This window comes from Lentzea guizhouensis, assembly GCF_001701025.1.
GTDB classification, from domain to species: domain Bacteria; phylum Actinomycetota; class Actinomycetes; order Mycobacteriales; family Pseudonocardiaceae; genus Lentzea; species Lentzea guizhouensis.
In genome coordinates this window covers 2,527,327-2,550,947 of record NZ_CP016793.1, presented here as the reverse complement: position 1 = coordinate 2,550,947, position 23,621 = coordinate 2,527,327, and the positions used below count along the sequence as shown (strand labels likewise).

The window sequence follows — 23,621 nt, the reverse complement described above, 5'->3', positions numbered from 1 at the left end:
CCTCCCACGCTCAGCCCCGTCGCACTTGGCCCGTCGCACCACCCGCCCGCACCGCAGTTCCGTGCCCACCGCACGACCCGGCACCGCATCTCACCCCTCCTGTTGCCCACCCCTCCTGTCGCTCGCCCCGCGACCGCCCGCGCCTCACCGCCCCAACCCACCCACATCCGCGCCCACCCCAAACCCCGAAGGAGCCCCCATGACCCGCTTCCTCGCCTGGTGCGCCGAAACCTGGCTCCGCCTCACCCGCCGCTCCCACCAGATCCCCCACGGCCGCCACGCCCGCCCCCGGACCACCGCATGACCGCCGCCCTCATCGACCGCGTCCGCCACCGCCTCGCCGGCACCGACGCCGAGATGACCGCCGCCGTGGTCGCCCACGCCGTTCGCTCCGAAGCAGGCGGTGTGCTCGCCGACGCGGACGTCCTCGAAGCGCTCCAGGTGCTCCGCCAGGAGTTCCGCGGCACCGGCCCGCTCGACCCGCTGCTCGCCGACCCCGGCACCACCGACGTCCTCGTCACCGCACCCGACCAGGTCTGGGTCGACGGCCCGCACGGCCTGAGACGCACCGGTGTCACGTTCGCCGACGAGGCATCCGTCCGCCGGCTCGCCCAGCGCCTCGCCGTGGCGGCGGGCCGCAGGCTCGACGACGCCTCGCCGTGCGTCGACGGGTGGCTCCCCGGCAGCGGGGTGCGCATGCACGCGGTCCTCCCGCCGATCGCCGAAAGAACCTGCCTGTCCCTGCGCGTCCTCCGCCCCGCCACCCACGACCTCGAAGCGCTGCAACGGCTCGGCACGTTCGACGCCGGCATCGCCGACACGCTCAGGACCATCGTCCGCGGGCGCATGGCGTTCCTGGTCGTCGGCGGCACCGGCTCCGGCAAGACGTCCCTGCTGTCGGCGCTGCTCGGGTGCGTGCCACCCGAAGAACGCATCGTCTGCGTGGAGGACGCCGGCGAGCTCCACCCCGACCACCAACAGTTCGTGCGGCTCGTGGCCCGCCCGCCGAACGTCGAAGGGGCCGGCGAGATCACCGTGCGCGAGCTCGTCCGGGAAGCACTGCGGATGCGTCCGGACCGGATCGTCGTGGGCGAGGTCAGGGGAGCGGAGGTGCGCGAGCTGCTCACCTCGCTCAACACCGGTCACGAAGGCGGCGCCGGCACCCTGCACGCCAACTCACCCGCCGAGGTGCCGGCAAGGCTCGAAGCACTCGGCGCGCTCGCGGGCCTCGACCGCCAGGCACTCCACAGCCAGGTGGCCGCAGCGGTCCGACTCGTCCTGCACATGCGCCGCAAACCAACCGGCGAACGTGAACTCGCCGAGATCGGCGCCTTCAGCCGATCCGAAGCCGACCTGCAAGTCCGTCCACTGTGGACCAAAGAGGACGGTTGGAGGCAACCACTGTGCTAGGCCTGCTGCTCCTCGCCGCCGCCCTCCTCACGTGGCCGCACATCAAACCGATCACCCGCCTGAGACCGAAGAAGAACCGCACCATCCAGGTACCGAAGTGGTTCTGGACCCTCGCCGCAGCCGCAGCGATCTGCGCAGCAGCCGGCATCGGAGGCCTCGTAGCAGCAGCGGTCATCGCAATCACGATCGAACGAATCCTGAAGCGCACCAGCCAAGAACGCGACCAGCGCAACGCGGCCGAAGCACTCAGCAACGGCCTCGGCGGCGTGATCGACGAGCTCAGAACCGGCGCCCACCCGGCCACCGCCGCGGAAGGTGCCGCCCACGACACCCCGTCCCCGGCGAAGGAGGTGCTCACGACAGCCGCGGCAACGTCGAGAAACGGCGGTGACGTCGAACGAGCGCTGAAAGAGCTGCACCAGCCACTCCTGAGACCGGCCGTCGACCGACTCGCCAGAGCCTGGCACGTGTCCACCAACCACGGAGTGGCGCTGGCCGACGTCCTGGAGGCGACCAAGAGAGACCTCGACCAGCGCGCCGCCTTCGCCAGACAGGTGCAGGCGCGCATGGCCGGCCCGCGAGCCAGTGCGCTGGTCCTCGCCGGGCTCCCGGTGTTCGGCGTGCTGCTCGGCGAGCTCAGCGGAGCAGGGCCACTGCACGTCCTCATCGGCACCGCGGCAGGGCAGGCCCTGCTGGTCACCGGCGCGATGTTGCTGGCAGCCGGGCTGTGGTGGACGAAACGGATCACCGAACCATGACGTACCTGCTCCTCGCCCTCGCAGTCCTGGTCGCGCCTACACCGCGAGACCCACTCGACCGCCTCAGACCGAGGGTCAACGACCCACCGCCCGGCAAGGTCGATCCTGACGGGCCGTTCGAGCGGGCCGCGGCGTGGGACCTGTTGGCCGCGGCGCTCAGAGCCGGGCTGCCGGTGCCGACCGCCATCGCGGCGACCGGGATCAAGGAGCTGAGTCACGTCGCCGAGCTGCTCCGGCTCGGTGCGGACCCGGTCACGGCGTGGGCGACGGCGCTCGACGACCCGGCGACCAGCCAGCTGGCCAGGGCGGCGCGCAGGACCGCGGTCGGGGGCGGCGTTGGCGCAGCAGGCCGCCGAGCTGGCCGGGCGGACCAGGGCCGATGCCGTCGACCAGGCGGAAGCCAAGGCGCAACGGGCCGCGGTGGCGGTGGCGGCGCCGCTCGCACTGTGTTTCCTGCCGGCGTTCCTGTGCCTCGGCGTGCTGCCGGTGGTGCTGGGACTGGCCGGTCAATTCCTCGACTGAGACGAGAAAGGCGAACCTGGTGGACCTCCTGAAGGACGACAGCGGCATGAGCACGGTCGAGTACGCGATCGGCACGCTGGCCGCGGCGGCGCTCGCGGGCGTCGTCTACGTGATCGTGACGAGCGACTTCGTGCAGAACCTGTTGCAAGGGCTGATACAGCGTGCGTTGTCGTCGGTCTGAGACTGATGACCGCGGCATGGTCACGGTGGAGGCGGCGATCGCGGTGTGTGCGCTGCTGATCGTCATGGGACTCGCGGCTGCGGGGCTCACGGCGGTGATCGAGCAGTTGCGGTGCACGGATGCCGCGAGGGAGGCGGCGCGGTTGTCGGCGCGAGGTGAGCGGGAGCGTGGAGTTCAAGCGGTCGCGCAGATTGCGCCTGGTGCAACGGCGGAGTTCCAAGACGAAGGTGATGCGGTGCGGGTCGTCGTGCGGCTGCGCGGACCGCTCGGCGTGCCACTCAGAGCTACTGCGTTCGCCGTTCTGGAGCCGCGGTGAACGGTGGGACGAGCGGTGGGACGAACGGTGAACCGCCTGGCAGCGAGCGCGGATCGGCTGCGGTGAACGGCGTGGTGGCGATGCTGCTGTTGATCGTCGTCGCCACTGCGGGTGCACAGATCGGCGCCGCGGTGATCGCTCGACACCGGGTGAACGGCGCGGCCGATCTGGCGGCCCTCGCGGCTGCCGCTCGTCTTGCCGAGGGGGATCAGCACGCCTGTGAGCAGGCGAAACGGGTGGCCGGAGAGAACGGTGGCGTGCTCGGATCGTGTGCGGTGAACGGGTGGGAGGTGGTTGTGGAGGTCTCGATGACTACGCCGTTCGGCCCGGTGAGCGCGCGGTCGAGGGCAGGTCCGGCCGAAGATCGCAGCGTTTGGAGCACGACGAGCGGTCGTTCATCGGCGGTGAGCGGACTCACACCGGCGCCTGGACATGCTGAACGGTGATCGAACCAATTGCGAGCAGTTCGGCTCCCCGTTCACCCCGAGCGCGTTCGCCGTGCTGTACCGACCAGTTGTCGAGGCGGGGGTTACCAAGCCCGGCCCCGGTGTCGTTAGTTGTAGTGGCGGCACCGACGCGGTGTCCTACCGAAACCGACACCACGTCGATGTCGAGTCAAAGCCTTGGAGGCGAAGGAAGATGGATTGGTCGGATAGCTGGCGCGGGGCCTTCCGCATCGAACTGCGTGCGGAGGCCGTGAGCCTCGCGTACCGCGGTTGGCCCGTGCTGCCCGGCACTTATCCGGCCGGTTCGGAGCAGGGAGTCACCCAGTGGGCGGGCCGCAGCGGGCTCGAGCTCCACGGGCCCATCCCCGTGCACCGGGACTGGGTCGACCGCGTCGGTACGCGGTCCGACCAGGTCGCCACGTGGTGGGCGGGTCGCTCCTACAGCCTGCTTCTCGCCACCGGCCACGCGGTGGACGCGATCGAGGTCGGCACCGACCTCGGCCGTCGCGCCGCCGTGGCACTGCGGGCGATCAGCGTTCCCGTGCCGATCGCCGCGACCCCGTCCGGCCGGTGGATGTTCATGGTGAAGTCCGGCTCGAAGCTCGTCGGCGAGCTGGCCAACAACTCGGACGTCCACCTGTACGGCCAGGGCGAGTACATCCCGCTGCCGCCCACCCCGATGGCGCACGGTGTCGTGCACTGGCGGGTCAAGCCGTCGATCTGCGGCTGGAACCTGCCGGACGCGCACGTCGTGCAGGACGCGCTCGCCGAGGCGCTGCACACCCCGGCCCGCTTCCAGCTCGAAACCGTCTGACACAACTACATCTAGAGCCCGGCCGTGCTGGGTGTCGTCGTGGACTCTCCCCGACAACCCCGAAGGCGATGCCCTGCACGGCCGTTCCACCAAGCCCGATCCGATGACCTGCTCCCGTACCCCGCACTTCGGGGGAGGTCGCAGGAGAGGGCACGAAAGCCGAACACGCACCCCGAAGGACAGCCTCCCGCACCACGACCGGACCGAGGAACGTTAGTGGCAGAGCACCTGCGCTGCCGCGATCGGCGAAGCCGGCTCCTCCCCGGAGTTCGTCACACGACAGTGGACACCGTCGCCTCCCGCGTGTCCTGTCGAGACGGACAACCTGATTCCGCCGATGTTCCACGGGATCCGGTCGAGATGCGGTAGCAGGCGGGAAAACAGTGTTCGGCACGTGGAGAGCGCGCGCCGCGGGTACCCGTGAGCCCGCGGCGCGCGCCCACGAAACGCGCTACAACTGGAGCTGCTCGCAGTAGGTCGCAAAGGCGACGGTCTGCTCCATGCTCCCCGGACGGGGGACCGCGTCGGCGTCCCAGCCGAGGTCCCTGTCCGCCAGAACTTGCTCGATCAGCGGGTGCCACCGCTGATCGAGCACATTCAACCCCCACCGCAGCGCGCCGCGCTTCGACTCCACCTCTCCGGTGTGGATGGTGTAGAGCGTCCGGCAGTACGCGGCGACGATGTAGCGCTGTGTCCAGGCATTGCCCATCGGGGCCCACTCCTGGATGCCGGTCAGGACGTGCGGCAGCTCGGCCCGCATCGACGACCGCAGCACCTCGGCCGGGACCTCGTCGACCAGCGACGTGATCGGTGGGCCGTCCAGCACGATGCCGTGGTTGCGCAGGGTCCAGCGGGCGTGCGGTGAGTTGCAGTGCAGATCCCACTCCAGCGTTCGGGTGCCGTGGTCGTTGAACAGCCACGGAACACCGAGACCCGCCACCGACCGCAGCGATTTCACGTCGGCGTAGGAACCCTCGATCTCGGTCGACCAGCGACCGGGGCGGGTGGGAATCTCGTCGTGCAGAGCACGCAGGCCCTCCAGCGCGGCACCGGACGGCAGCTCTGTGCAGGCGACGATGAAGTCGCAGTCGGAGTGGATGTCCCCGGCGCCGAGGGCGAACGAGCCCTGGACGTAGGAGCCCACGTAGATGGGGCCGAGGATGGTGCGCACCGACGAGACGAAGTCGTCGAGCAGTGCGTCGAGATCAGCGAAAGGCGTGAACAAGGCAGACTCCAGGAACCCGTGGCGAAGGCCGAGCGGGCGCGGCGGAGCATCGGACTCAGCCGCGCCTAGGGGCGACGGGTCCGGTCGGTGGCGTTGCAGCTGCAGGCGTTCACACCCACACCGTAGCCAGGAGCGGCGGCACCGGTCAGGTGATTTTGCCGAGCACCACGTCCAGCACCAGCACGGCACCGGCCTTGTCCAGCGGTTCGTTGCCGTTGCCGCACTTCGGCGACTGCACGCAGGACGGGCAGCCCATCGGGCAGGTGCAGGCCCTGATCGCCTCGCGGGTCGCCGACAGCCAGGCCCGCAACGCCGAGTGGCCGCGGTCCGCGAAGCCCGCGCCGCCGGGGTGGCCGTCGTGGACGAACACCGTCGGCACGCCGGTGTCCGGGTGCGCCGCCGTCGAGACGCCGCCGATGTCCCACCGGTCGCAGGTCGCGAACAGCGGTAAGAGGCCGATCGCCGCGTGTTCGGCCGCGTGCAGGGCGCCGGGGATCCGTTTCGCCTCGACACCGGCGGCGACCAGCAGCGACTCGTCGGCGGTGTACCAGACGGCACGGGTCTGCAGGGTCTGCTCCGGCAGGTCGAGCGGGATCTGGTCGAGCACCACGCCCGACGGCAGCCGGCGCAGGTAGCCGACGACCTGCGTGGTCACCTCCACCTCGCCCAGCGACACCGAGACACCGCCGAAGTCGCGCCGTTCGACCTCGCGCACCACCGTGATGTCCACGCAGTCGCGTGGCTGGGTCGTCCACTCCGGGTCCTCGCGGTGCACCATCGCGAGGCCGCTGTCCAGGTCGAGCTCGTCGACCACGTACGAGCGGCCCTGGTGCAGGTAGACGGCACCGGGGTGCACCTGCCAGCAGGCCGATCCCGGGTCGACCGTGCCGAGCATCCGGCCGGAGTCGGCCTCCACCACCGCCACCTGGTCGCCGCCGGAGCCGCGGATGTCGACCCCGGCGTGCGGCCGGTCGTGCGAGGCCCAGTACCAGCCGGCCGGGCGCTTGCGCAGCAGTTTCTCCGCCACCAGCTCCGCCAGCACGGACTCCGCCAGCTCCCCGCCGAAGTCCGGCAGGCAGTCGCGCGTCAGCGGCATCTCCGCCGCCGCGCAGGCCAGCTGCGGTCCGAGCACGTACGGGTTCATCGGGTCGAGCACGGTCGCCTCGACCGGCCGGTCCAGCACCGCCGACGGGTGGTGCACCAGGTACGTGTCCAACGGGTCGTCCCGCGCCACGAACACGACCAGCGCGCTGTCACCGGACCGCCCCGCCCGGCCGGCCTGCTGCCAGAACGACGCCAGCGTGCCGGGGAAACCGGCCACCACCACGGCGTCCAGGCCCGCGATGTCGACGCCGAGCTCCAGCGCGTTCGTCGTCGCCACTCCGAGCAGGTCACCCGTGGACAGCGACTTCTCCAGCGCCCGCCGCTCCTCCGGCAGGAACCCGCCCCGGTAGGCGGCCACCCGTGCGGGCAGCTCACCGTCCACTTCGGACAGGATCCGCTGGGTGCCCAGCGCCGTCAGCTCCGCTCCGCGCCGCGAGCGCACGAACGCGAGCGAGCGTGCGCCCTCGACCACCAGGTCGGCGAGGATCCGTGAGGTCTCCGCGCCGGCCGACCGCCGCACCGGCGCGCCGTTCTCGCCCTCCAAAGAGGTCAGTGGCGGTTCCCACAGCGCGACCGTCCGCGAGGCGCGCGGCGAGAAGTCGTCCACGACAGCGGAAACCGGCACCCCGAGCAGCCTTTCCGCCGAAGCGGAAGGATCAGCCACAGTGGCCGATGCCAAAACGAAGATCGGGTCCGCGCCGTATTTGCGGGCGACCCGCCGCAGCCGCCGCATCAACAACGCCACGTGAGAACCGAAAACACCTCGGTAGGAATGGCACTCGTCGATCACCACGTACTTCAGCCGCCGGAAGAACCGCAACCATTTCGGGTGCTGCGGCAGGATTCCGCGGTGCAGCATGTCCGGGTTGGTGAAGACCCAGTTCGCGTGCGCCTTGACCCAGTCGCGTTCGGCCATCGGGGTGTCACCGTCGTAGGCCGACGCGCGCACCCCCTTGATCCCCAATTCGTCGAGCGAGCGGAGCTGGTCCGCGCCAAGGGCTTTGGTCGGCGACAGGTACAGCGCGGTGGCTTTCGTGTCCGCCAAAAGAGTGGAAAGCACCGGCAGTTGGTAGGCGAGCGACTTGCCCGACGCGGTGCCCGTGGCGAGCACCACGTGCCGGCCCGACCACGCGAGCTCGGCCGCCTCGGCCTGGTGCCGCCACGGCTCGCGCACACCCGTCTCCGCGAACGCGGCGACCACCGCGGAGGCCGCCCACGACGGCCATTGCACGTGATCAGCCTGCCGCAACGGGAGATCGCGCGCGTGCGTGAGGGGCGACTCCCCGGCGGGAGTGCCCGCCAGCACCCGGTCCAGCAACCGGCGTCCCTGATCCACCACGACCCGAGCTTCGCATACACCACCGACAGTCCTGACCGGGCCGCGGTCGACTTCCAGCGCGGATAACGGTGTGTGCACGCTTCGGGACGGTTCGTTGCCTTGTTGCAACCAGCCCCTAGACTCCCCGCTCATCGCATCCAATGAGGGATGCGTCACGTCGCGCTGGGCGGCTGGTCTGCCTTGGCGCTGCACATGGCAACTCACCAGGAGGACGGATGTCCCGGCAATTCCTCGCGGAGGGCCTCGAGCTCTCCGGAGGTGATCGCGGCGTCGTAGCCGTGGTCGCCGTGGTCGCCCTGGCTGCTCTCGCCGTCGGGTACGTGCTGCTCAAGGAGGTGCTGGCCGCCGGCCAGGGCACCGACAAGATGCAGGACATCGCCAAGGCGGTTCAGGAGGGCGCAGCGGCCTACCTCAACCGGCAGTTCCGCACGCTCGGCATCTTTGTCGTGATCGTGTTCGTGCTGCTGTTCGCGCTACCGGCAGATGATTTGGCTGAACGAATCGGCCGATCTTTGTTCTTCATCGTCGGTGCCGCGTTCTCGGCGATCATCGGCTACCTGGGCATGTGGTTGTCCACGCGCGCCAACGTGCGTGTCGCCGCCGCCGCGAACGAAGAAGGCGGTCGCGAAAAGGCGACGCGCATCGCGTTCCGCACCGGCGGCGTGGTCGGCATGACCACGGTCGGTCTCGGCCTCTTCGGTGCCGCGCTCGTCGTGCTCGTGTACGCCGGTCAGGCCCCGAAGGTCCTGGAGGGCTTCGGTTTCGGTGCCGCGCTGCTCGCGATGTTCATGCGTGTCGGTGGCGGTATCTTCACCAAGGCCGCCGACGTCGGCGCCGACCTGGTCGGCAAGGTCGAGCAGGGCATCCCCGAGGACGACCCCCGCAACGCCGCCACCATCGCGGACAACGTGGGCGACAACGTCGGTGACTGCGCCGGCATGGCCGCGGACCTCTTCGAGTCCTACGCCGTCACCCTGGTCGCGTCGCTGATCCTCGGCACCGCCGCGTTCGGTGTGCAGGGCCTGCTGTTCCCGCTGATCGTTCCCGCGATCGGTGTGCTCACCGCGGTCATCGGCGTCTACACGACCAAGGCGAAGGTGGGCGAGAGCGGCCTTTCGGCCATCAACCGCTCCTTCTACATCTCCGCGGTCATCTCCGCGGTGCTGTGCACGATCGCGGCCTTCACGTACCTGCCGAGCTCCTTCGCGGACCTCAACGGCATCTCCGACACGATCAAGGGCACCAGCGGCAACCCGGCGCTGATCGCGTCCGTCGCGGTGATCATCGGCATCGTGCTCGCCGGCGTGATCCTCTGGCTGACCGGCTACTACACCGGCACCGACCACAAGCCGGTCAAGGAGGTCGGCCAGACCTCGCTGACCGGTGCGGCCACGGTCATCCTGTCCGGCATCTCGGTCGGTTTCGAGTCGGCCGTCTACACCGCGCTGGTCATCGGTGCCGCCGTCTACGGCGCGTTCCTGCTGTCCGGTTCGGTCGTCGTCGCGCTGTTCGCGATCGCGCTCGCCGGTTGCGGTCTGCTGACCACCGTCGGCGTCATCGTGGCGATGGACACCTTCGGCCCGGTCTCCGACAACGCGCAGGGCATCGCCGAGATGTCCGGTGACGTGCACGGCGAGGGCGCGCAGATCCTGACCGAGCTCGACGCGGTGGGCAACACCACCAAGGCCATCACCAAGGGCATCGCGATCGCGACCGCCGTGCTCGCCGCGACGGCGCTGTTCGGCTCCTACAAGGACGCGATCGACCAGGCCGTGCTGAAGATCGGTGACCAGGTCGGCGCGCTGCCGATCTCGTTCACCAACGTCGTGTTCAGCCCGAACGTCCTCGTCGGTGTCGCCATCGGCGCGGCCGTGGTGTTCATGTTCTCGGGCCTCGCGGTCAACGCCGTGACGCGCGCCGCCGGTGCCATCGTGTTCGAGGTGCGCCGCCAGTTCCGCGAGAACCCGGGCATCATGGACTACTCGGTCAAGCCGGAGTACGGCCGCGTCGTCGACATCTGCACCAGGGACTCGCTGCGCGAGCTCGCGACCCCTGGTCTGATGGCCGTGCTCGCCCCGATCGCCGTCGGCTTCGGCCTCGGCGTCGGCCCGCTGGCGGGCTACCTCGCCGGCGCGATCGCGACCGGCACGCTGATGGCGGTGTTCCTGGCCAACTCCGGTGGTGCCTGGGACAACGCGAAGAAGCTGGTCGAGGACGGCAACCACGGCGGCAAGGGCTCCGACGCCCACGCCGCGACCGTCATCGGTGACACCGTCGGCGACCCGTTCAAGGACACCGCCGGTCCGGCCATCAACCCGCTGATCAAGGTGATGAACCTGGTCTCGGTGCTGATCGCGCCCGCCGTCGTGACGTTCTCGATCGGGCCGGACGCGTCCGCCCCGCTGCGGATCGCCATCGCCGTGGTCGCGACCGCGATCATCGTCGGTGCGATCGTCGTGTCGAAGCGCCGCGGGACCGCCATCGCCGGCTCGCCCGCGGAGACCGTCAGCAACGGCGCCGCGTAGTTCCACAGCCGGTCGGGGTACGTTCGGGTCTTCCCCCGACGTACCCCGACCGAGGAGTTACGACATGAGGCGCAGCCTCGTCGCCACTACCGCAGTTGCCGCCATCGCGCTGGCCGGGTGCACCAACGGCGGCGACTCCGGCACGTCCAGCCCGACCAGCGGCCAGTCCGACGCCGCCGCCGTCGCCTACATGGACAAGGTCTGCGGCGCGGCCTCCGCGTTCGCCAAGGTGGACAAGACGGCTCCGAAGCTCGACGTGGGCGACCCGGCCAAGCTCAAGGCCGAGATGGCCGCCTACATGGGCCAGCACGCCGACGCGTTCACGAAGTCCTCCGCCGACCTCAAGCAGGTCGGACCGTCGCCCGTCGCGGGCGGCGACGAGGCCGTGACCAAGATGTCCGAGACCTTCACCGCGCTCGGCACCCTCTTCGCCGAGGCCAAGACGAAGATCGAGCAGGCGGACGCCAACGACGCCACCGGCGGCCTGCAGGCGGCGGGAGAGGCGATCTCCAAGCTCTCCGAGCTCGCCGACCCGCTGAGGGACCTCAAGGCCGTCCCCGAGCTGCAGAAGGCCGCCCAGAGCGCCCAGAAGTGCCAGGAGATGCAGCGCCTCGGCGTCGCCCCGACCGGCTGAGGCCCAACCTGTGCGCCACCGCCGCCCGGAGTAGCTTGCGGCGCATGACCCGCCTCATGGCACGCGCAGTCGTCGCTGTCCTCTCAAGCGTGCTCGTGGCCTCCTGCACCGGCGGTTCCCCCACGTCGACGACACCCACCGCCACCGAGGCGGACGTCGTGGCGTGGCTGGACCAGGTCTGCGGGGCCGTCGCCGGCACCGCGAGCGGCCTGTCCACCGAGCCGTCGATCGACCTGAGCGACCCCGCCAAGCTCAAGGCCGGCCTGTCCGACTGGCTGAGCATCCAGCTCGCCGCCGCCGAGAAGTCGGCAGGCGAGCTGGAACCCCTGGAGAACGGCCCGCACCCGAAGGCGGGGGAGCTGGTGGGCGCCGCGGAGAACGGCGTCGGCCAGATCAGGACCCTGCTCTCCGACACCAAGTCCAAGGTCGACTCCGCGCCCGACGCCACCGCGGTCATCACCGCGTTCACCGAGATGATGACCAAGGCGGCCGCGGTGGAGAACACCGGCGCCGACGTGCGCAGGAAGGTCGACGAGAGCGGGCTGGCGGAGGCGGCGAAGAAGGCCGGCAAGTGCCGGGAGCTGGACCCCTCGACGTCGTCGCAGCCGACCTCCTGACCTGCGGGACCGCATCGCTCGAACGGGTACTGTTCGGGCGGTGCGATCACGTCTGGCGACGGCGGTGCTGGCCGCCGCGGCCCTCCTGACCAGCGCCTGCGCCTCCGACGAGGACCAGCCGCTCACCGACGCCCAGGGCCGCTGGGTCGACACGTTCTGCGCCGGCGTCGTCCCCGGCCTCAAAGCCGGCCAGGAGCTGCAGAGGCAGGACCCGGCGAACCCGGCCGCGATCAAGACGGCCTACCTGAAGCTCGTCACCGACAACGCCACGGCGTTCGTGACTTCCGGCCACAAGTTGAAAGAAATCGGTCCGCCGTCCGACGAGCTGAAGGACGTCCACGAGCGCACGCTCAAGTACCTCGACGAGTCCGCCAAGTCGTACCAGGCGGCCGAGAAGCCGATCACCGCGCTCGCGGCCGACGCCCGGTTCTGGGACAACGCCGAGAAGGTGCTCACCGAAACCTCGCAGGTCAGCGCCCCCGAACAGCTCCGAGCCACGTTCGACGCACTGGAGAAGTCACCCAAGTACGCGGCCGCGGTCACCAAGTCGGCGTCCTGCTCGACGCTGAAGGCCACCCAATAGCTCAACCGGCGTAGTCACACCCGCACCACTGGTCACAGTCGAACGTCTGTTCTACTCTGTGGGCCGTGGTTGGGCAGCTGTCCTTCTTCTCGGCCGAGGCGCGAACGCCGGCCAAGGCGGACCTCGCCGGCTTCCTCTGCGGGCCGGGGCAGGCCGTCAGCTTCGCACGCGGCACGGCTGCCCGCGTGTACGTCGAGCTGCGCGACGACTGGCGCCACCAGCCCCTCAAGCAGGCCTGCACCGAGCGTGGCGTGACCTCCGAGCTGTGCGTCAACGAGGAGGGCACGCGGTTCGTGCGCACGCCGTTCCGCACCGATCTCACCCCTCTGGCCGCCCGCTGGCTGGACGGTTCCGCCAAGAAGGTGCCCGCCGACTTCGAGCTGAACGGAGCAGTGCTCCGGGTCTGGGCGCTGGCCGCCGGCAGCTGGATGGAGTCGGCGTACCTGCTCGGTTTGGACCCCAACGCACCCCAGACACACGAACCGTTGCAAAATGCCCTGCTTCAGTCCGGTCTTCCGTGCACCCTGGTAGGAGCACCAGCGCTGCGGGTGACCGGCCGCAGACGGCTCGCGAGGCTCGCTGAGCTGGTCGGAAGCCCTCCGCACGGGGTGGCGATGAGCACGTGGCCGGCGGCCTGAGCGGGGCACTCCGGCGAGGTTGTGTCACTCTGTCTCGTCGAACAGGCGTCGCAGAAGACATGACGGATGGTGTGCTTTTCGGCCGGCGCTGGGCAACACTGGCGGGCCTGGGAACGGGTTTGGAAGAGAGCGGGACGGCGTGGCTGGATCGACACGGACGAGAAAGAGCGGCGGAGGAGCGGGCAGCAGCACCCGGCGACTGGTGATCGTCGAGTCGCCCACGAAGGCGCGCAAGATCGCCTCGTACCTCGGCAGCAACTTCGTCGTGGAGTCCTCCCGGGGACACATCCGGGACCTGCCGCGCGGTGCCGCCGACGTCCCCGCGAAGTTCAAGGGCCAGGCCTGGGCTCGGCTCGGCGTGGACGTCGACCACGACTTCGAGCCCCTCTACGTGGTCAGCGCGGACAAGAAGTCCCTGGTCACCGAGCTCAAGGAAGCCCTGAAGGACGTCGACGAGCTCTACCTCGCGACAGACGGTGACCGCGAGGGCGAGGCCATCGCGTGGCACCTGCTGGAGACCCTGAAGCCCAAGGTCCCGGTCCGCAGGATGGTGTTCCACGAGATCACCGAGTCCGCGATCCGGGCCGCTGCCGCCAACCCGCGCGACCTGGACCAGGACCTGGTCGACGCGCAGGAGACCCGCCGCATCCTCGACCGCCTCTACGGCTACGAGGTCAGCCCCGTGCTGTGGAAGAAGGTCATGCCGAAGCTCTCGGCGGGCCGCGTGCAGTCGGTGGCGACGCGCCTGGTCGTGGAGCGCGAGCGCGAGCGGATGAAGTTCGTCTCCGCCGGCTACTGGGACATCTCGGCGGTCATGGACGCCGGTGCCGAGGCCACCCCGCGCCAGTTCGGCGCCAGGATGGTGGCGCTCGACGGCACCCGCCTCGCGACCGGCCGCGACTTCGGTTCCGACGGCAAGCTGACCGGCAAGGCCGACGTGGTCGTGCTGGACGAGGCACAGGCCCGCGCCATCGCGGCCGGGATGCAGAACGCGCCGGTCAGGGTCTCCTCGGTCGAGGAGAAGCCGTACACGCGCAAGCCGTACGCGCCGTTCATGACCTCGACGCTGCAGCAGGAGGCCGGCCGCAAGCTGCGGTTCTCCGCGGACCGCACGATGCGCACCGCGCAGAAGCTGTACGAGAACGGCTACATCACCTACATGCGCACCGACAGCACCACGCTGTCGGAGACCGCGATCAACGCGGCCCGCACGCGGGCCACGGACCTCTACGGCGCGCAGTACGTCGCCAAGGAGCCGCGCCAGTACACGCGCAAGGTCAAGAACGCGCAGGAGGCCCACGAGGCGATCCGGCCCGCGGGTGAGGTCTTCCGCACGCCGGGCCAGGTGGCCGCCGAGCTCGACTCGGACGAGTTCAAGCTCTACGAGATGATCTGGCAGCGCACGATCGCCTCCCAGATGGCCGACGCGCGGGGCAACACGACCAGCGTGCGGATCGTCGGCAAGGCGGCGTCCGGCCAGGAGGTCACCTTCGCCGCGTCCGGTCGCACGATCACGTTCGCCGGCTTCCTCAAGGCCTACGTCGAGACCGTCGACGCCGAGGCCGGTGGCGAGTCCGACGACGCCGAGTCGCGGTTGCCGCTGCTGGTCAAGGACCAGGGTCTGACGATCGCCGAGCTGTCCCCGGACGGCCACACGACCTCGCCGCCCTCGCGCTACACCGAGCCGTCGCTGATCAAGACGATGGAGGAGCTCGGCATCGGCCGTCCCTCCACCTACTCGTCGATCATCAGCACGGTCCAGGACCGCGGCTACGTGTGGAAGAAGGGCGCGGCGCTCGTCCCGTCGTGGGTGGCGTTCGCCGTGGTCGGGCTGCTGGAGGTGCACTTCGGCCGCCTCGTCGACTACGACTTCACCGCCGCGCTGGAGGACGAGCTCGACGGCATCGCCGCCGGTCGCCAGCAGCGCACGACGTGGCTCTCCGGGTTCTACTTCGGCGGCAGCATCGGCCCCGACGGCTCGATCGGCCGCTCCGGTGGCCTGAAGAAGCTGGTCGGCACGGGTGTCGAGGACATCGACCCGCGCGAGGTCAACTCGATCCCGCTGTTCAGCGACTCCGAGGGCCGCACGGTCGTGGTCCGCGTCGGCCGGTTCGGGCCGTACCTGGAGCGCGAGGTCGACGGTGCCGCGCAGCGCGCGAACCTGCCGGACGACCTGCCGCCGGACGAGCTCTCCGCGGAGATCGCCGAGAAGCTGTTCTCGACGCCGCAGGAGGGCCGCTCGCTGGGCACCGACCCGGTCTCGGGCAACGAGATCGTGGCCAAGGAGGGCCGCTTCGGCCCGTATGTGACCGAGGTGCTGCCCGAGGCGGCGGAGAACGGGTCGTCGTCGAAGGCGAAGGCCCCGAAGCCGCGCACCGGCTCGCTGTTCAAGTCGATGTCGCTGGACACGGTCACGCTGGACGATGCGCTGAAGCTGCTGTCGCTGCCGCGGGTGGTCGGCAAGGACCCGGAGACGGGCGCCGAGATCACCGCGCAGAACGGTCGCTACGGCCCGTACCTGAAGAAGGGCACCGACTCGCGGTCGCTGGGCGACGAGTCGCAGATCTTCACGGTCACGCTCGAAGAGGCGTTGAAGATCTACGCCGAGCCGAAGAAGCGGGGCCGGGCGGCCGCCGCGCCGCCGTTGCGCGAGCTGGGCAACGACCCGGTGTCCGGCAAGCCGATGGTGATCAAGGAGGGTCGCTTCGGCCCGTACGTCACCGACGGTGAGGCGAACGCGTCGCTGCGCAAGACCGACAGCGTCGAGACGATCACCGACGAGCGGGCGGCCGAGCTGCTGGCCGAGAAGCGCGCCAAGGGCCCGGTGAAGAAGAAGGCCCCGGCGAAGAAGCCCGCGGCGGCGAAGAAGCCGGCGGCCAAGAAGGCTCCGGCCAAGTCGAAGAGCTGAACGTGACGGAGGTGGCGGGTGCCGAGCTCTGACTTCGGTCCTGACGGGACACAGGCCCCGCCGCCTCCTGCGCTGTTCCCAGACCCGCTGGCGGGCCTGGTGACCGCCGGCACGTGGGTCGCTCCTCAGTGGACCCCGCTGCGGACGGCGTCGTTCTCGTCACGTGTGGCGGTGCCGACACCTCCTCCGGTGCCGACCGACGAGCTGCGACAGGCCATCTGGGCCCAGATGGAGCAGGAGGAACGACGCGGGCAGGGTCGTCGGCAACGGCTGCAGCAGCACGCGGCGCCGTTGCCACAAGCGCCTGTCGCGCAACCGCAACAGCCGCAGACGGCGGCGAACAGCGCGGCCACGGTGGTCGGCTGCGTGATCGTCCTGGGCTTCTTCGTGCTCGTGCTCGTCAGCATTCTGGGCGCGATCTTCAGCGGATAGTGACCTTCGGACGCTGAGAGTCCGGCGTTGTCACCCACTACATCCGGTTACGCTGACCGCACCGGAACGGGCGAGCAGGGGTGACTCAGGTTGCAGGGCGCGGACACAGGAGCGAAGGAGCCAGGCCCGGCCGGGCAGGCCCAGTCCAGCGTGTCCACGGTCCACCGGCTCCGCTCGGTGCTCGCGATCCGGCCGTTCCGCCGACTGTGGTTGGTCACCTATCTGTGCAGCGTCGGTGACTGGCTGTCGCTGCTCGCGTTGACCGGTCTGGTCACCGAGATGATGAACAGCTACCAGTGGCAGTCGTTCGCGCTGTCGCTGGTGGTGCTGACCCAGCTGCTGCCGGGCATCCTCTTCGCGCCCATCGGCGGCGTGCTCGCGGACAAGTTCGACCGCCGCAAGGTGATGGTGGTCTGCGACGTCCTGCGCGGGTCGCTGTTCATCTCGATCGCGCTGATCGGCTCCCCGATCTGGCTGTTCGTGGCGAACTTCCTGGTCGGCTGCTGCGCGATGCTGTGGATCCCGGCCAAGGAGTCCGCGGTGCCGAACCTGCTGCGCCGCCCCGACCAGGTCGAGTCGGCGAACCAGCTCGGCCTCGTGATGACCTACGGCATCTCGACGATCAGCGGGTTCGGCCTGTACTCGCTGATCGCGGGCGTGCCGGCGTACCTGAACCTGCACGGCGGCGACCTCGAGTTCCGCATCGCGACCATCGCCGTGATCATCAACGGCCTGCTGTACTTCACCTCCGCGATCCTGATCGCGACCCGGCTGCCGGAGCTGTCCGGCCGTGCCTCCGCGCGCAAGAAGGAGGTCGACGCCGACAAGCCGGGCTTCGTCGCGATGCTCCGCGAGGGCGTGAAGTTCGCCGCCGCGACGCCGCTGGTCCGCGGCCTGGTGATCGGCATGATCGGCGCGTTCGCCGCGGCCGGTGTCGTGATCGCGACGGCGAAGCTCTACGCGGAGTCGCTGCTCGGTGGCGCGTCGACGTTCGGCCTGCTGTTCATGGCCGTGTTCGTCGGGCTCGCGGCCGGCATGGCGACAGCGCCCCGGTTCGCCCGGCGGCTGTCCTACAACCGGCTGTTCGGCGTGACGATCGTCGGCGCCGGCGTCACGTTGACGCTGGTCGCGCTGGCCCCGAGCCTGTGGCTGGCGCTGCTGATGGTGGCGCTGGTCGGGCTGTGCGCCGGGGTGGCGTTCCTGACCGGACTGACCATCGTGGGCTCGCAGGTCGAGGACGAGATGCGCGGCCGCACGGTGGCGCTGATCCAGTCGTTGCTCAAGATCGTGCTGTTCGGTGCGTCCGCGGGTGCGCCGCTGCTGGTCGCGGTGCTGCAGAAGCAGACGGTCAGCGTGTTCGGCCACCCGATGGAGGTCGACGCCACCAGGCCGGTGATGCTCGGCGGAGCGGTCATCGCGATCGTGCTGGGTCTCGTGGCTTATCGGCAGATGGACGACCGTCGCGAAGAGCGCGTGCTGTCGTCGTTGTTCGCCGCCATCCGCGGACGGCCACGCACGAAGGGTCTGCTCATCGCGGTCGAGGGCGACACGCGTGAGGACACGTCCGTGCAGGCTCGTCGGCTTGCGGCCGCTCTTCGTGCCGAGGGGTTCGAGGTGTTGCTGGCCGCCGACCCCGAACACGACGAACGCCGTCTGCGCACGATGCTGTCGTCCGCCGAACTGGCCGGCGTGCGCGCGCAAGCCCTCGTCGCCGCCGCCGTGCGTGCCGACGTGGTCGAACGGCAGGTGCGCCCCGCGTTGGACGAGGGTTCCATCGTGGTGATGGAGCGCTACGTCGACTCACCGCTGGCGCACTTCAGCGCGACCGGCACCCTGGAGCACCAGGAGCTCGAAGGCCTGGTCGAGTGGGCCACCGGCCGCCTGCGCCCCGACCTCACGATCCTGCTCGACCGCCCGGTGACCGACGGCAAGTCCCTCGGCCTGCAACACCACTGGCGGGTCCAGCGGCTGCTCAGCGAGATGGCCGCCGCCGACCCCGACCGCTACCTGGTCGTGGAGACCGACGGCGACGCCGACATGACCGCCCAACGCGTCCACACGTCCGTGCTCCCGCTGCTGGCCTCGCGCAAACGAGTGACCCAGGAAGCTCCCGCCCCGACGTCGTGATCCGCCCGCCCGCTGGAAGACTGCACCCATGAGCGTGTGGGACGAGGTGGTCGGCCAGCCCGACGCGGTGGCAACCCTGTCCGCGGCGGCAGAGGCAGCCGCCATGATCGTCGCCGGCGGCACCCCGGCCCCCGGCGCGATGACCCACGCCTGGCTCTTCACCGGCCCACCCGGCTCCGGCCGTTCCTCCACCGCCCGCGCCTTCGCCGGCGCCCTGCAGTGCGTGGTGACCGACGACCGCCCCGGCTGCGGCGAGTGCACCGGCTGCCGCACCGCACTGCACGGCACCCACGCCGACGTGCGCGTCGTCGCCCCCGAGGGCCTCTCGATCTCCGTGGCCGAGATGCGCTCCCTGGTCCAGATCTCCGCCCGCCGCCCCACCTCCGGCCGCTGGCAGGTCGTCATCATCGAAGACGCCGACCGCCTCACCGAAGGCGCCGCCAACGCCCTGCTCAAGGCCGTCGAGGAACCCCCGGAGCGCACCGTCTTCCTGCTCTGCGCCCCCTCCGACCACCCGGAGGACGTCTCCATCACCATCCGCTCCCGCTGCCGCCTCGTCTCCCTGGGCTCCCCCCGCCCCCCGGCCATCGCCTCCGCCCTGGAAACGGTCGACGGCGTATCGCCCGAAATGGCCTCTTGGGCAGCCTCTGTGTGTGGCGGCCACGTAGGCCGTGCCCGCCGTCTGGCCGTAGACCCCGAAGCCCGCGAACGCCGCGAAGCCGTCCTCCGCATCCCGCTGGCTCTACGCAAACCGGCAGACGTCTTCACCTGCGCCGACGAACTCATCAAGGCCGCCGAGGAAGACGCCACCACCGCCAACGAGGCCCGCAACGAGGCCGAACGCTCCGCCCTGGAAACCGCCATGGGCGCCGGCGGCACCGGCAAGGGCACCGCCGCCGCCACCCGCGGCGCCAAGGGCGCCTTGAAGGACCTCGAAAAACGCCAGAAATCCCGCGCCACCCGCACCCAGCGCGACTCCCTCGACCTCGCCCTGGTCGACCTCGCCGCCTTCTACCGCGACGCCCTGGTCACCAAAACAGGCTCCGAAGCCCTCCTGATGCACCCCGACCGCGCCGCCGACTCGCGCACGGCCGCGGCCCAGTGGTCGCAGGAGTCGATCCTGCGGCGGCTGGAGGCGGTGCTGGCCTGCCGGGAGGCGATCGAGGTGAACGTGAAGCCGCGGATCGCGATCGAGGCGATGGTCACGACCCTGCACCGCGGATGAAGCGCTCGTCCCGCGCGCTGCTGGTGGGGGCGGACCGCTTCCACTGGTCCTTGCAGCACTCGCACGCCGGTGGGTGTCGCGAGGTGCTGCGGCTGTGGGGCAGCTCGTGGTGGTGTTCGCGGCCGGCCCTGGCCGGTTGGTCGCGGACGGGTTGATGCACGCGGGGGAGGTGCGGCTCGCGGATGCGGTGCTGGGGCGCACCGCTTCCGCACGCTGACTCCGCTGGTCCGCTGGGCTGCCGCTGGGCTGCCGCTGGACTGGTCCGTCACTCGGACGAGTGAACGTTGTCCTGATCCTGGCCTGGTGGCGTCTCTCAGGTGTCCCGCGAACCCGTCCACCTCCGCCGCGCCAAAAGGAAAGGGGGCCGCACCAGCGATCACAACGTGACGGCAGCAGCCCACCTGATCACCTCGCCAACCAGCCCCCGTCGACCACGAGCACGTGCCCGGTCACGTAGTCGGACGCCGCGGACGCCAGGAACACCGCCGGACCGACGAGATCCTCCGGGGTGCCCCAGCGGCCAGCCGGGATCCGGGCTCGGATCGCGGGTTCGCGTTCGGGGTCGGCGCGCAGCGACGCCGTGTTCGCGGTGGCGATGTAGCCCGGGGCGATGGCGTTGACCTGCACGTTCGAGGCAGCCCACTCGTTGGCCAGGAGTTTGGTCATGCCGACCAGCGCGTGTTTCGAGGCGGTGTAGGCCGACACCAGGATGCCGCCCTGGAACGACAGCATCGAGGCGATGTTGATGACCTTGCCACCCCCGGCGGAGACCATCTGCCGCCCGCACAGCTTCGAGATCTCGAACGCCGAGTCGAGGTTCACCGCCATGACCCGTTGCCAGTCCGCCAGCGACACGTCGACGGCCGGGCCGCGGTGGATCGTGCCAGCGTTGTTGACCAGCACGTCGACGCGGTGGTCGGCCAGCACGGGCGCCAGGGCGGGTTCGACCGCCGCGGGGTCCGACAGGTCCACCGACACCGTGGCGACCGCAGGCGCCACATCGGACAGGTCACCGCGCCCGACGAGGACCAGTTGTGCGCCCGCGTCGTGCAGACCGCGGGCAATCGCGCGACCGATGCCCGTGCGCGCGCCGGTCACCAACGCCGTTTTGCCTTCGAGAGAGAAGCTCACCGAAGCTTTCTAACGGCGACAAGGGGTTCGGGTCACTGTGACTAAACGCTTGGCCGGCGCCTGACCGGCAGCGCCGCCACCAGCACGACACCGGCGAGCAGCAGCCCGGCACCGGTCCAGAACAGCGGCACCGACTGGTACGCGGCATTGGTGTGCGCGAGCGGCGGTGCCTTCTTGGGAGGCGCCGCCGCACCGCCCGGCTCCTGGGGCGCCTGGGTCTGCGGCGGCTGCGAGCTGCCGCACACCACCCCGCCCTGCGGCGCCGCGGCCCGCACGATCTGCTCGCCGAGCGAGATCTGCGCGAGCGCCGTCGGCAGGTTCGGCAGCTTCAGCTTGTCCGTCGGCAGCAGCTGCACGTCGAGCATCCGCGCGGTCGCCCCGAGCTGGAACCCGCTGAAGCCGTTGCCGGTGAACGCCGCCTTCTTCTCGTTCAGCCCGGCGATCTGCAGCTTCAGCACCACCACGTCCAGCAGCAGCGGCACGTCCAGCACCGGGTGTGCCGCGTCCAGCGTGCCGAGCTCCTTGCCGTTGTGGCTGACCTTCAGCACCGGCGCCGTGTAAGTGATCTTCGAGGTCTTCTCGTCGCCGGTCGCCGTGGCCGTGAGCGTCGGCGGCGTGACCACGTCGATCTTCACGCCACCCAGGAGCTCGATGCTGACCGCCCGCATCGCCGACGTCGACTCGACCGCTTTGTTCTTGCTGCCCGGCAGGTCGACCAGCCGGACGTTGGAGCTCGCCTCGAACGTGTCCGGGATGCTGATCAGCCCGGTCTTGGGCGCCAGCGGCACCTCGGCCGGCAGCGCGCTCAGCACCTGCAACCCGGCCAGCGACGTCTTCGCCGTCGCCAGCGGGCTGATGCACGGCCCGACCTTCTCGTCCCACCGCGCGTGCACGCTGCCGTTGAGCACGCCCAGCTTCGCCAGCGGCGTCTCCGGGATCGGCAGCCCACCGGTGGTCGGCTGCGGGTTGTCCGGGATCGCCGTCTGCACCAGCGTCCCCGGCGTCTGCGGCGCCCGCCCGGCCACCGCGAACCCGAACGGGTTGGCCTGCGTGACCACCCGCTCCGTGGCCAGGAACGCCTCGGTGTTGACCTGCGCGCTCGCCAACCCCAGCCCGAGCTCCGTCACCGACTGCTTCGGCAGCAGCTCGCCGAGCCCCGGCAGGATCGTGTTCGTCGGCACCGCCTGCGGCCCGAGCCGGACGACCGTCAGCCCCGTCCCGGCGTCCCCGACCGCGTGCGCCAGCGGCTGCGGCCCGTTCGGTGACGACGCGGGCGGCTGGTTCGGGTCGCGCGGTCCCGGCACCGGTGTGGTCGGCGGCTGGGCGAGCGCGGGCCCAGCGGCGAGGGCCAGCAGCAGGCCCGCCAGCGGCACGGAGAACGATCGGCGCATGAACCACTCCTCGACGGTGGGGAGGCGGTGACCTCGGTCACGGTCCGTACAACGATGCCGACCCCCGTGAGTAACGGGTCCACGGGTCAGCTATAGTTATCGCGTCTCGCCGCCTTAGCTCAGTCGGCCAGAGCGGCTCACTCGTAATGAGCAGGTCATCGGTTCGATTCCGATAGGCGGCTCGGTGAGACGGAAGGGCCAGGTCAGTTCGCTGACCTGGCCCTTCTGCTGTTGTCCGAGCACTTCCAGCAGCCGCCGCATGTCGTGATAACCCTCCACGCACGCCTCCACGACCCGGTCACCGCGTGTTCGAACCGGCAATGCTCCCCGTGATCGTGAACCAGCCACTCCTCGCCCACGGTGTCCTCGGCCAACGCAGCCACCAGAGCACGCGACGCGGCCCGGAACGACGCGATCAACTCCTCCACCGCCGGCCGCACCCGTGTGATCTCGGCGTCGGAGATCAGCCGCAGCACCGTCAGCTGCGGTGCCCGCCGATCACCACGACGTCCCCCGGCAGCAACGGCCGCAGCGCCGCCGCGGCCGCCGTGGCCTCGGCGAGCCCGGCGACGAGCGGGATCTTCACCGGCTGCCCGCGCACAGGGTCCACGCGCGGAACCCTAACCGCAGGTCGCGAGCGCCTTCTCCAACGCCGACCGCTCCGCCGGCGCCACCGTCAGCGCGTAGGCCGCCTTCACCGTCACGTAGATCCGCCCGTACGAGCACGCGTACCCGGTGTTGGGCGGCATCCACTCGTCCGGTGTCTTGTCGCCCTTCGACTGGTTGACCTTGCCCGCGGTCGCCACCAGGTTGCGCAGGTCGTTCGCCGCCGCCACGCGCTTCTCCGCCGGCCACCCCGCCGCGCCGCTGCGCCACATCTCGGCCAGCGGCACGACGTGGTCGATCTGGATCGAGGACACCTTGGTCACCTGCGAACCGGTGTACGGGTCGTCCAACGTGCCGGACTGCACGCCGCAGCGGCCCGGTTTGCGTTCGACGGCGGTCAGGTCGCGGGCCAGGACCTGGCTGCGCTGGTCGCAGCCGTCGCCGTCCACGTCGAACCACGGCTGGCCGAACACGCAGGCGCCGGGGCAGTCGCGGTCGTAGCCCCGCAACGAACCCGGTGCGCCTGGGGGCAGCGCCGCGAGGGAGGTGCGGGCGGTGGCCGCGTCCAGCGTTCCGCCCGGGACCCGGTCGACTTGAGGAGAGGCGGGTAGCGCGGTACACCCGGTGAGCAGGACGATCAGCAAGATCCACCGCATGACGGGGGCATACCCGCCGGGGCAGCGCGCCAT

General features: G+C 70.4%; 24 protein-coding genes and 1 tRNA gene. 18 read left to right on the top strand and 7 right to left on the bottom strand.

Annotated elements, in window-relative coordinates; translation table 11 throughout:
- The first annotated feature begins 300 nt into the window (after positions 1-300).
- The 7 genes from BBK82_RS12775 to BBK82_RS12750 all read left to right on the top strand — a co-directional run bounded on the left by BBK82_RS12775 (position 301) and on the right by BBK82_RS12750 (position 4,447).
- Positions 301-1,410 carry a TadA family conjugal transfer-associated ATPase gene (locus BBK82_RS12775; RefSeq protein WP_065915213.1) on the top strand — a complete coding sequence of 370 codons (1,110 nt, stop codon included), beginning with the start codon at positions 301-303 and terminating at the stop codon, positions 1,408-1,410.
- A complete protein-coding gene (locus BBK82_RS12770; RefSeq protein ID WP_170067908.1) occupies positions 1,389-2,168 on the top strand; it encodes a type II secretion system F family protein in 780 nt (259 codons plus the stop codon). The genes BBK82_RS12775 and BBK82_RS12770 overlap by 22 nt, the downstream gene beginning before the upstream one ends.
- 336 nt (positions 2,169-2,504) lie before the next feature.
- The gene (locus BBK82_RS56245) at positions 2,505-2,690 is read left to right on the top strand and encodes a hypothetical protein (protein WP_335618081.1); all 186 of its coding nucleotides are present in this window, start codon (positions 2,505-2,507) and stop codon (positions 2,688-2,690) included.
- Between the two features lie 19 nt (positions 2,691-2,709).
- The gene (locus BBK82_RS50140; RefSeq protein WP_065915211.1) at positions 2,710-2,871 is read left to right on the top strand and encodes a DUF4244 domain-containing protein; all 162 of its coding nucleotides are present in this window, start codon (positions 2,710-2,712) and stop codon (positions 2,869-2,871) included.
- Positions 2,872-2,887: 16 nt separating this feature from the next.
- Positions 2,888-3,187 (top strand): TadE family type IV pilus minor pilin, encoded by a 300-nt coding sequence (locus tag BBK82_RS12755; RefSeq protein WP_071812591.1) that lies wholly within the window; start codon positions 2,888-2,890, stop codon positions 3,185-3,187.
- 62 nt (positions 3,188-3,249) lie between these two features.
- Entirely contained in the window at positions 3,250-3,633 is a 384-nt protein-coding gene (locus BBK82_RS47460; protein ID WP_237048157.1) for an Rv3654c family TadE-like protein, read from the top strand.
- 193 nt (positions 3,634-3,826) lie between these two features.
- A complete protein-coding gene (locus BBK82_RS12750) occupies positions 3,827-4,447 on the top strand; it encodes a bifunctional DNA primase/polymerase (RefSeq protein ID WP_065915209.1) in 621 nt (206 codons plus the stop codon).
- 451 nt (positions 4,448-4,898) lie between these two features.
- On the opposite strand, the gene BBK82_RS12745 is transcribed toward BBK82_RS12750, so the two are convergent.
- The gene (locus BBK82_RS12745) at positions 4,899-5,672 is read right to left on the bottom strand and encodes an aminoglycoside adenylyltransferase domain-containing protein (RefSeq protein WP_065915208.1); all 774 of its coding nucleotides are present in this window, start codon (positions 5,670-5,672) and stop codon (positions 4,899-4,901) included.
- Positions 5,673-5,817: 145 nt separating this feature from the next.
- Positions 5,818-8,115 (bottom strand): DEAD/DEAH box helicase, encoded by a 2,298-nt coding sequence (locus BBK82_RS12740; protein WP_065915207.1) that lies wholly within the window; start codon positions 8,113-8,115, stop codon positions 5,818-5,820.
- 215 nt (positions 8,116-8,330) lie between these two features.
- Between BBK82_RS12740 and BBK82_RS12735 the strand changes: the two genes are divergently transcribed.
- The 10 genes from BBK82_RS12735 to BBK82_RS55780 all read left to right on the top strand — a co-directional run bounded on the left by BBK82_RS12735 (position 8,331) and on the right by BBK82_RS55780 (position 20,021).
- Positions 8,331-10,640 carry a sodium-translocating pyrophosphatase gene (locus BBK82_RS12735; protein WP_065915206.1) on the top strand — a complete coding sequence of 770 codons (2,310 nt, stop codon included), beginning with the start codon at positions 8,331-8,333 and terminating at the stop codon, positions 10,638-10,640.
- A gap of 64 nt (positions 10,641-10,704) precedes the next feature.
- Positions 10,705-11,274 (top strand): hypothetical protein, encoded by a 570-nt coding sequence (locus BBK82_RS12730; RefSeq protein WP_065915205.1) that lies wholly within the window; start codon positions 10,705-10,707, stop codon positions 11,272-11,274.
- A gap of 44 nt (positions 11,275-11,318) precedes the next feature.
- Positions 11,319-11,891 (top strand): hypothetical protein, encoded by a 573-nt coding sequence (locus BBK82_RS12725; protein WP_154697272.1) that lies wholly within the window; start codon positions 11,319-11,321, stop codon positions 11,889-11,891.
- Positions 11,892-11,931: 40 nt separating this feature from the next.
- Positions 11,932-12,474: a hypothetical protein gene (locus BBK82_RS12720; protein ID WP_154697271.1), complete on the top strand. Its 543-nt coding sequence runs from the start codon at positions 11,932-11,934 to the stop codon at positions 12,472-12,474.
- Positions 12,475-12,539: 65 nt separating this feature from the next.
- Positions 12,540-13,112: a hypothetical protein gene (locus BBK82_RS12715; protein WP_065915202.1), complete on the top strand. Its 573-nt coding sequence runs from the start codon at positions 12,540-12,542 to the stop codon at positions 13,110-13,112.
- 139 nt (positions 13,113-13,251) lie between these two features.
- Positions 13,252-16,020: a type I DNA topoisomerase gene (gene topA, locus BBK82_RS12710; protein ID WP_071812589.1), complete on the top strand. Its 2,769-nt coding sequence runs from the start codon at positions 13,252-13,254 to the stop codon at positions 16,018-16,020.
- Between the two features lie 18 nt (positions 16,021-16,038).
- Positions 16,039-16,452, top strand: coding sequence for a hypothetical protein (locus tag BBK82_RS51555; protein WP_170067907.1), 414 nt, complete (start codon positions 16,039-16,041; stop codon positions 16,450-16,452).
- A 90-nt stretch (positions 16,453-16,542) separates the two neighbouring features.
- Positions 16,543-18,579, top strand: coding sequence for a bifunctional MFS transporter/dTMP kinase (locus BBK82_RS12700; RefSeq protein WP_065915200.1), 2,037 nt, complete (start codon positions 16,543-16,545; stop codon positions 18,577-18,579).
- Positions 18,580-18,607: 28 nt separating this feature from the next.
- Entirely contained in the window at positions 18,608-19,804 is a 1,197-nt protein-coding gene (locus BBK82_RS12695) for a DNA polymerase III subunit delta' (RefSeq protein WP_065915199.1), read from the top strand.
- 94 nt (positions 19,805-19,898) lie between these two features.
- Entirely contained in the window at positions 19,899-20,021 is a 123-nt protein-coding gene (locus tag BBK82_RS55780; protein ID WP_257785452.1) for a hypothetical protein, read from the top strand.
- A 188-nt stretch (positions 20,022-20,209) separates the two neighbouring features.
- Here the strand turns inward: BBK82_RS55780 and BBK82_RS12690 are convergent, their stop codons facing one another.
- On the bottom strand, positions 20,210-20,935 hold the full coding sequence (locus BBK82_RS12690) for an SDR family oxidoreductase (protein ID WP_065915198.1): 726 nt from the start codon (positions 20,933-20,935) through the stop codon (positions 20,210-20,212).
- Positions 20,936-20,976: 41 nt separating this feature from the next.
- Complete coding sequence (locus BBK82_RS12685) at positions 20,977-22,326, bottom strand: hypothetical protein (RefSeq protein ID WP_065915197.1); 1,350 nt, start codon at positions 22,324-22,326, stop codon at positions 20,977-20,979.
- A 108-nt stretch (positions 22,327-22,434) separates the two neighbouring features.
- Between BBK82_RS12685 and BBK82_RS12680 the strand changes: the two genes are divergently transcribed.
- Positions 22,435-22,508, top strand: a tRNA-Thr gene (locus BBK82_RS12680).
- Between the two features lie 21 nt (positions 22,509-22,529).
- Here the strand turns inward: BBK82_RS12680 and BBK82_RS12675 are convergent.
- The 3 genes from BBK82_RS12675 to BBK82_RS12670 are packed head-to-tail and all read right to left on the bottom strand — an operon-like array spanning position 22,530 to position 23,588.
- A complete protein-coding gene (locus tag BBK82_RS12675) occupies positions 22,530-22,802 on the bottom strand; it encodes a hypothetical protein (protein WP_065915196.1) in 273 nt (90 codons plus the stop codon).
- Between the two features lie 2 nt (positions 22,803-22,804).
- The gene (locus BBK82_RS55775; protein WP_257785451.1) at positions 22,805-22,936 is read right to left on the bottom strand and encodes a hypothetical protein; all 132 of its coding nucleotides are present in this window, start codon (positions 22,934-22,936) and stop codon (positions 22,805-22,807) included.
- Positions 22,937-22,946: 10 nt separating this feature from the next.
- The gene (locus tag BBK82_RS12670) at positions 22,947-23,588 is read right to left on the bottom strand and encodes an HNH endonuclease family protein (protein ID WP_083268782.1); all 642 of its coding nucleotides are present in this window, start codon (positions 23,586-23,588) and stop codon (positions 22,947-22,949) included.
- Positions 23,589-23,621 lie beyond the last annotated feature (33 nt).

Coding starts and splice junctions, on each gene's coding strand:
- BBK82_RS12755 (WP_071812591.1), top strand. CDS start 2,888: ATGGTCACGGTGGAGGCGGCGATCGCGGTGTGTGCGCTGCTGATCGTC.
- BBK82_RS12695 (WP_065915199.1), top strand. CDS start 18,608: ATGAGCGTGTGGGACGAGGTGGTCGGCCAGCCCGACGCGGTGGCAACC.
- BBK82_RS12670 (WP_083268782.1), bottom strand. CDS start 23,588: ATGCGGTGGATCTTGCTGATCGTCCTGCTCACCGGGTGTACCGCGCTA.
- BBK82_RS12730 (WP_065915205.1), top strand. CDS start 10,705: ATGAGGCGCAGCCTCGTCGCCACTACCGCAGTTGCCGCCATCGCGCTG.
- BBK82_RS12725 (WP_154697272.1), top strand. CDS start 11,319: ATGACCCGCCTCATGGCACGCGCAGTCGTCGCTGTCCTCTCAAGCGTG.
- BBK82_RS12735 (WP_065915206.1), top strand. CDS start 8,331: ATGTCCCGGCAATTCCTCGCGGAGGGCCTCGAGCTCTCCGGAGGTGAT.
- BBK82_RS12750 (WP_065915209.1), top strand. CDS start 3,827: ATGGATTGGTCGGATAGCTGGCGCGGGGCCTTCCGCATCGAACTGCGT.
- BBK82_RS12685 (WP_065915197.1), bottom strand. CDS start 22,326: ATGCGCCGATCGTTCTCCGTGCCGCTGGCGGGCCTGCTGCTGGCCCTC.
- BBK82_RS12775 (WP_065915213.1), top strand. CDS start 301: ATGACCGCCGCCCTCATCGACCGCGTCCGCCACCGCCTCGCCGGCACC.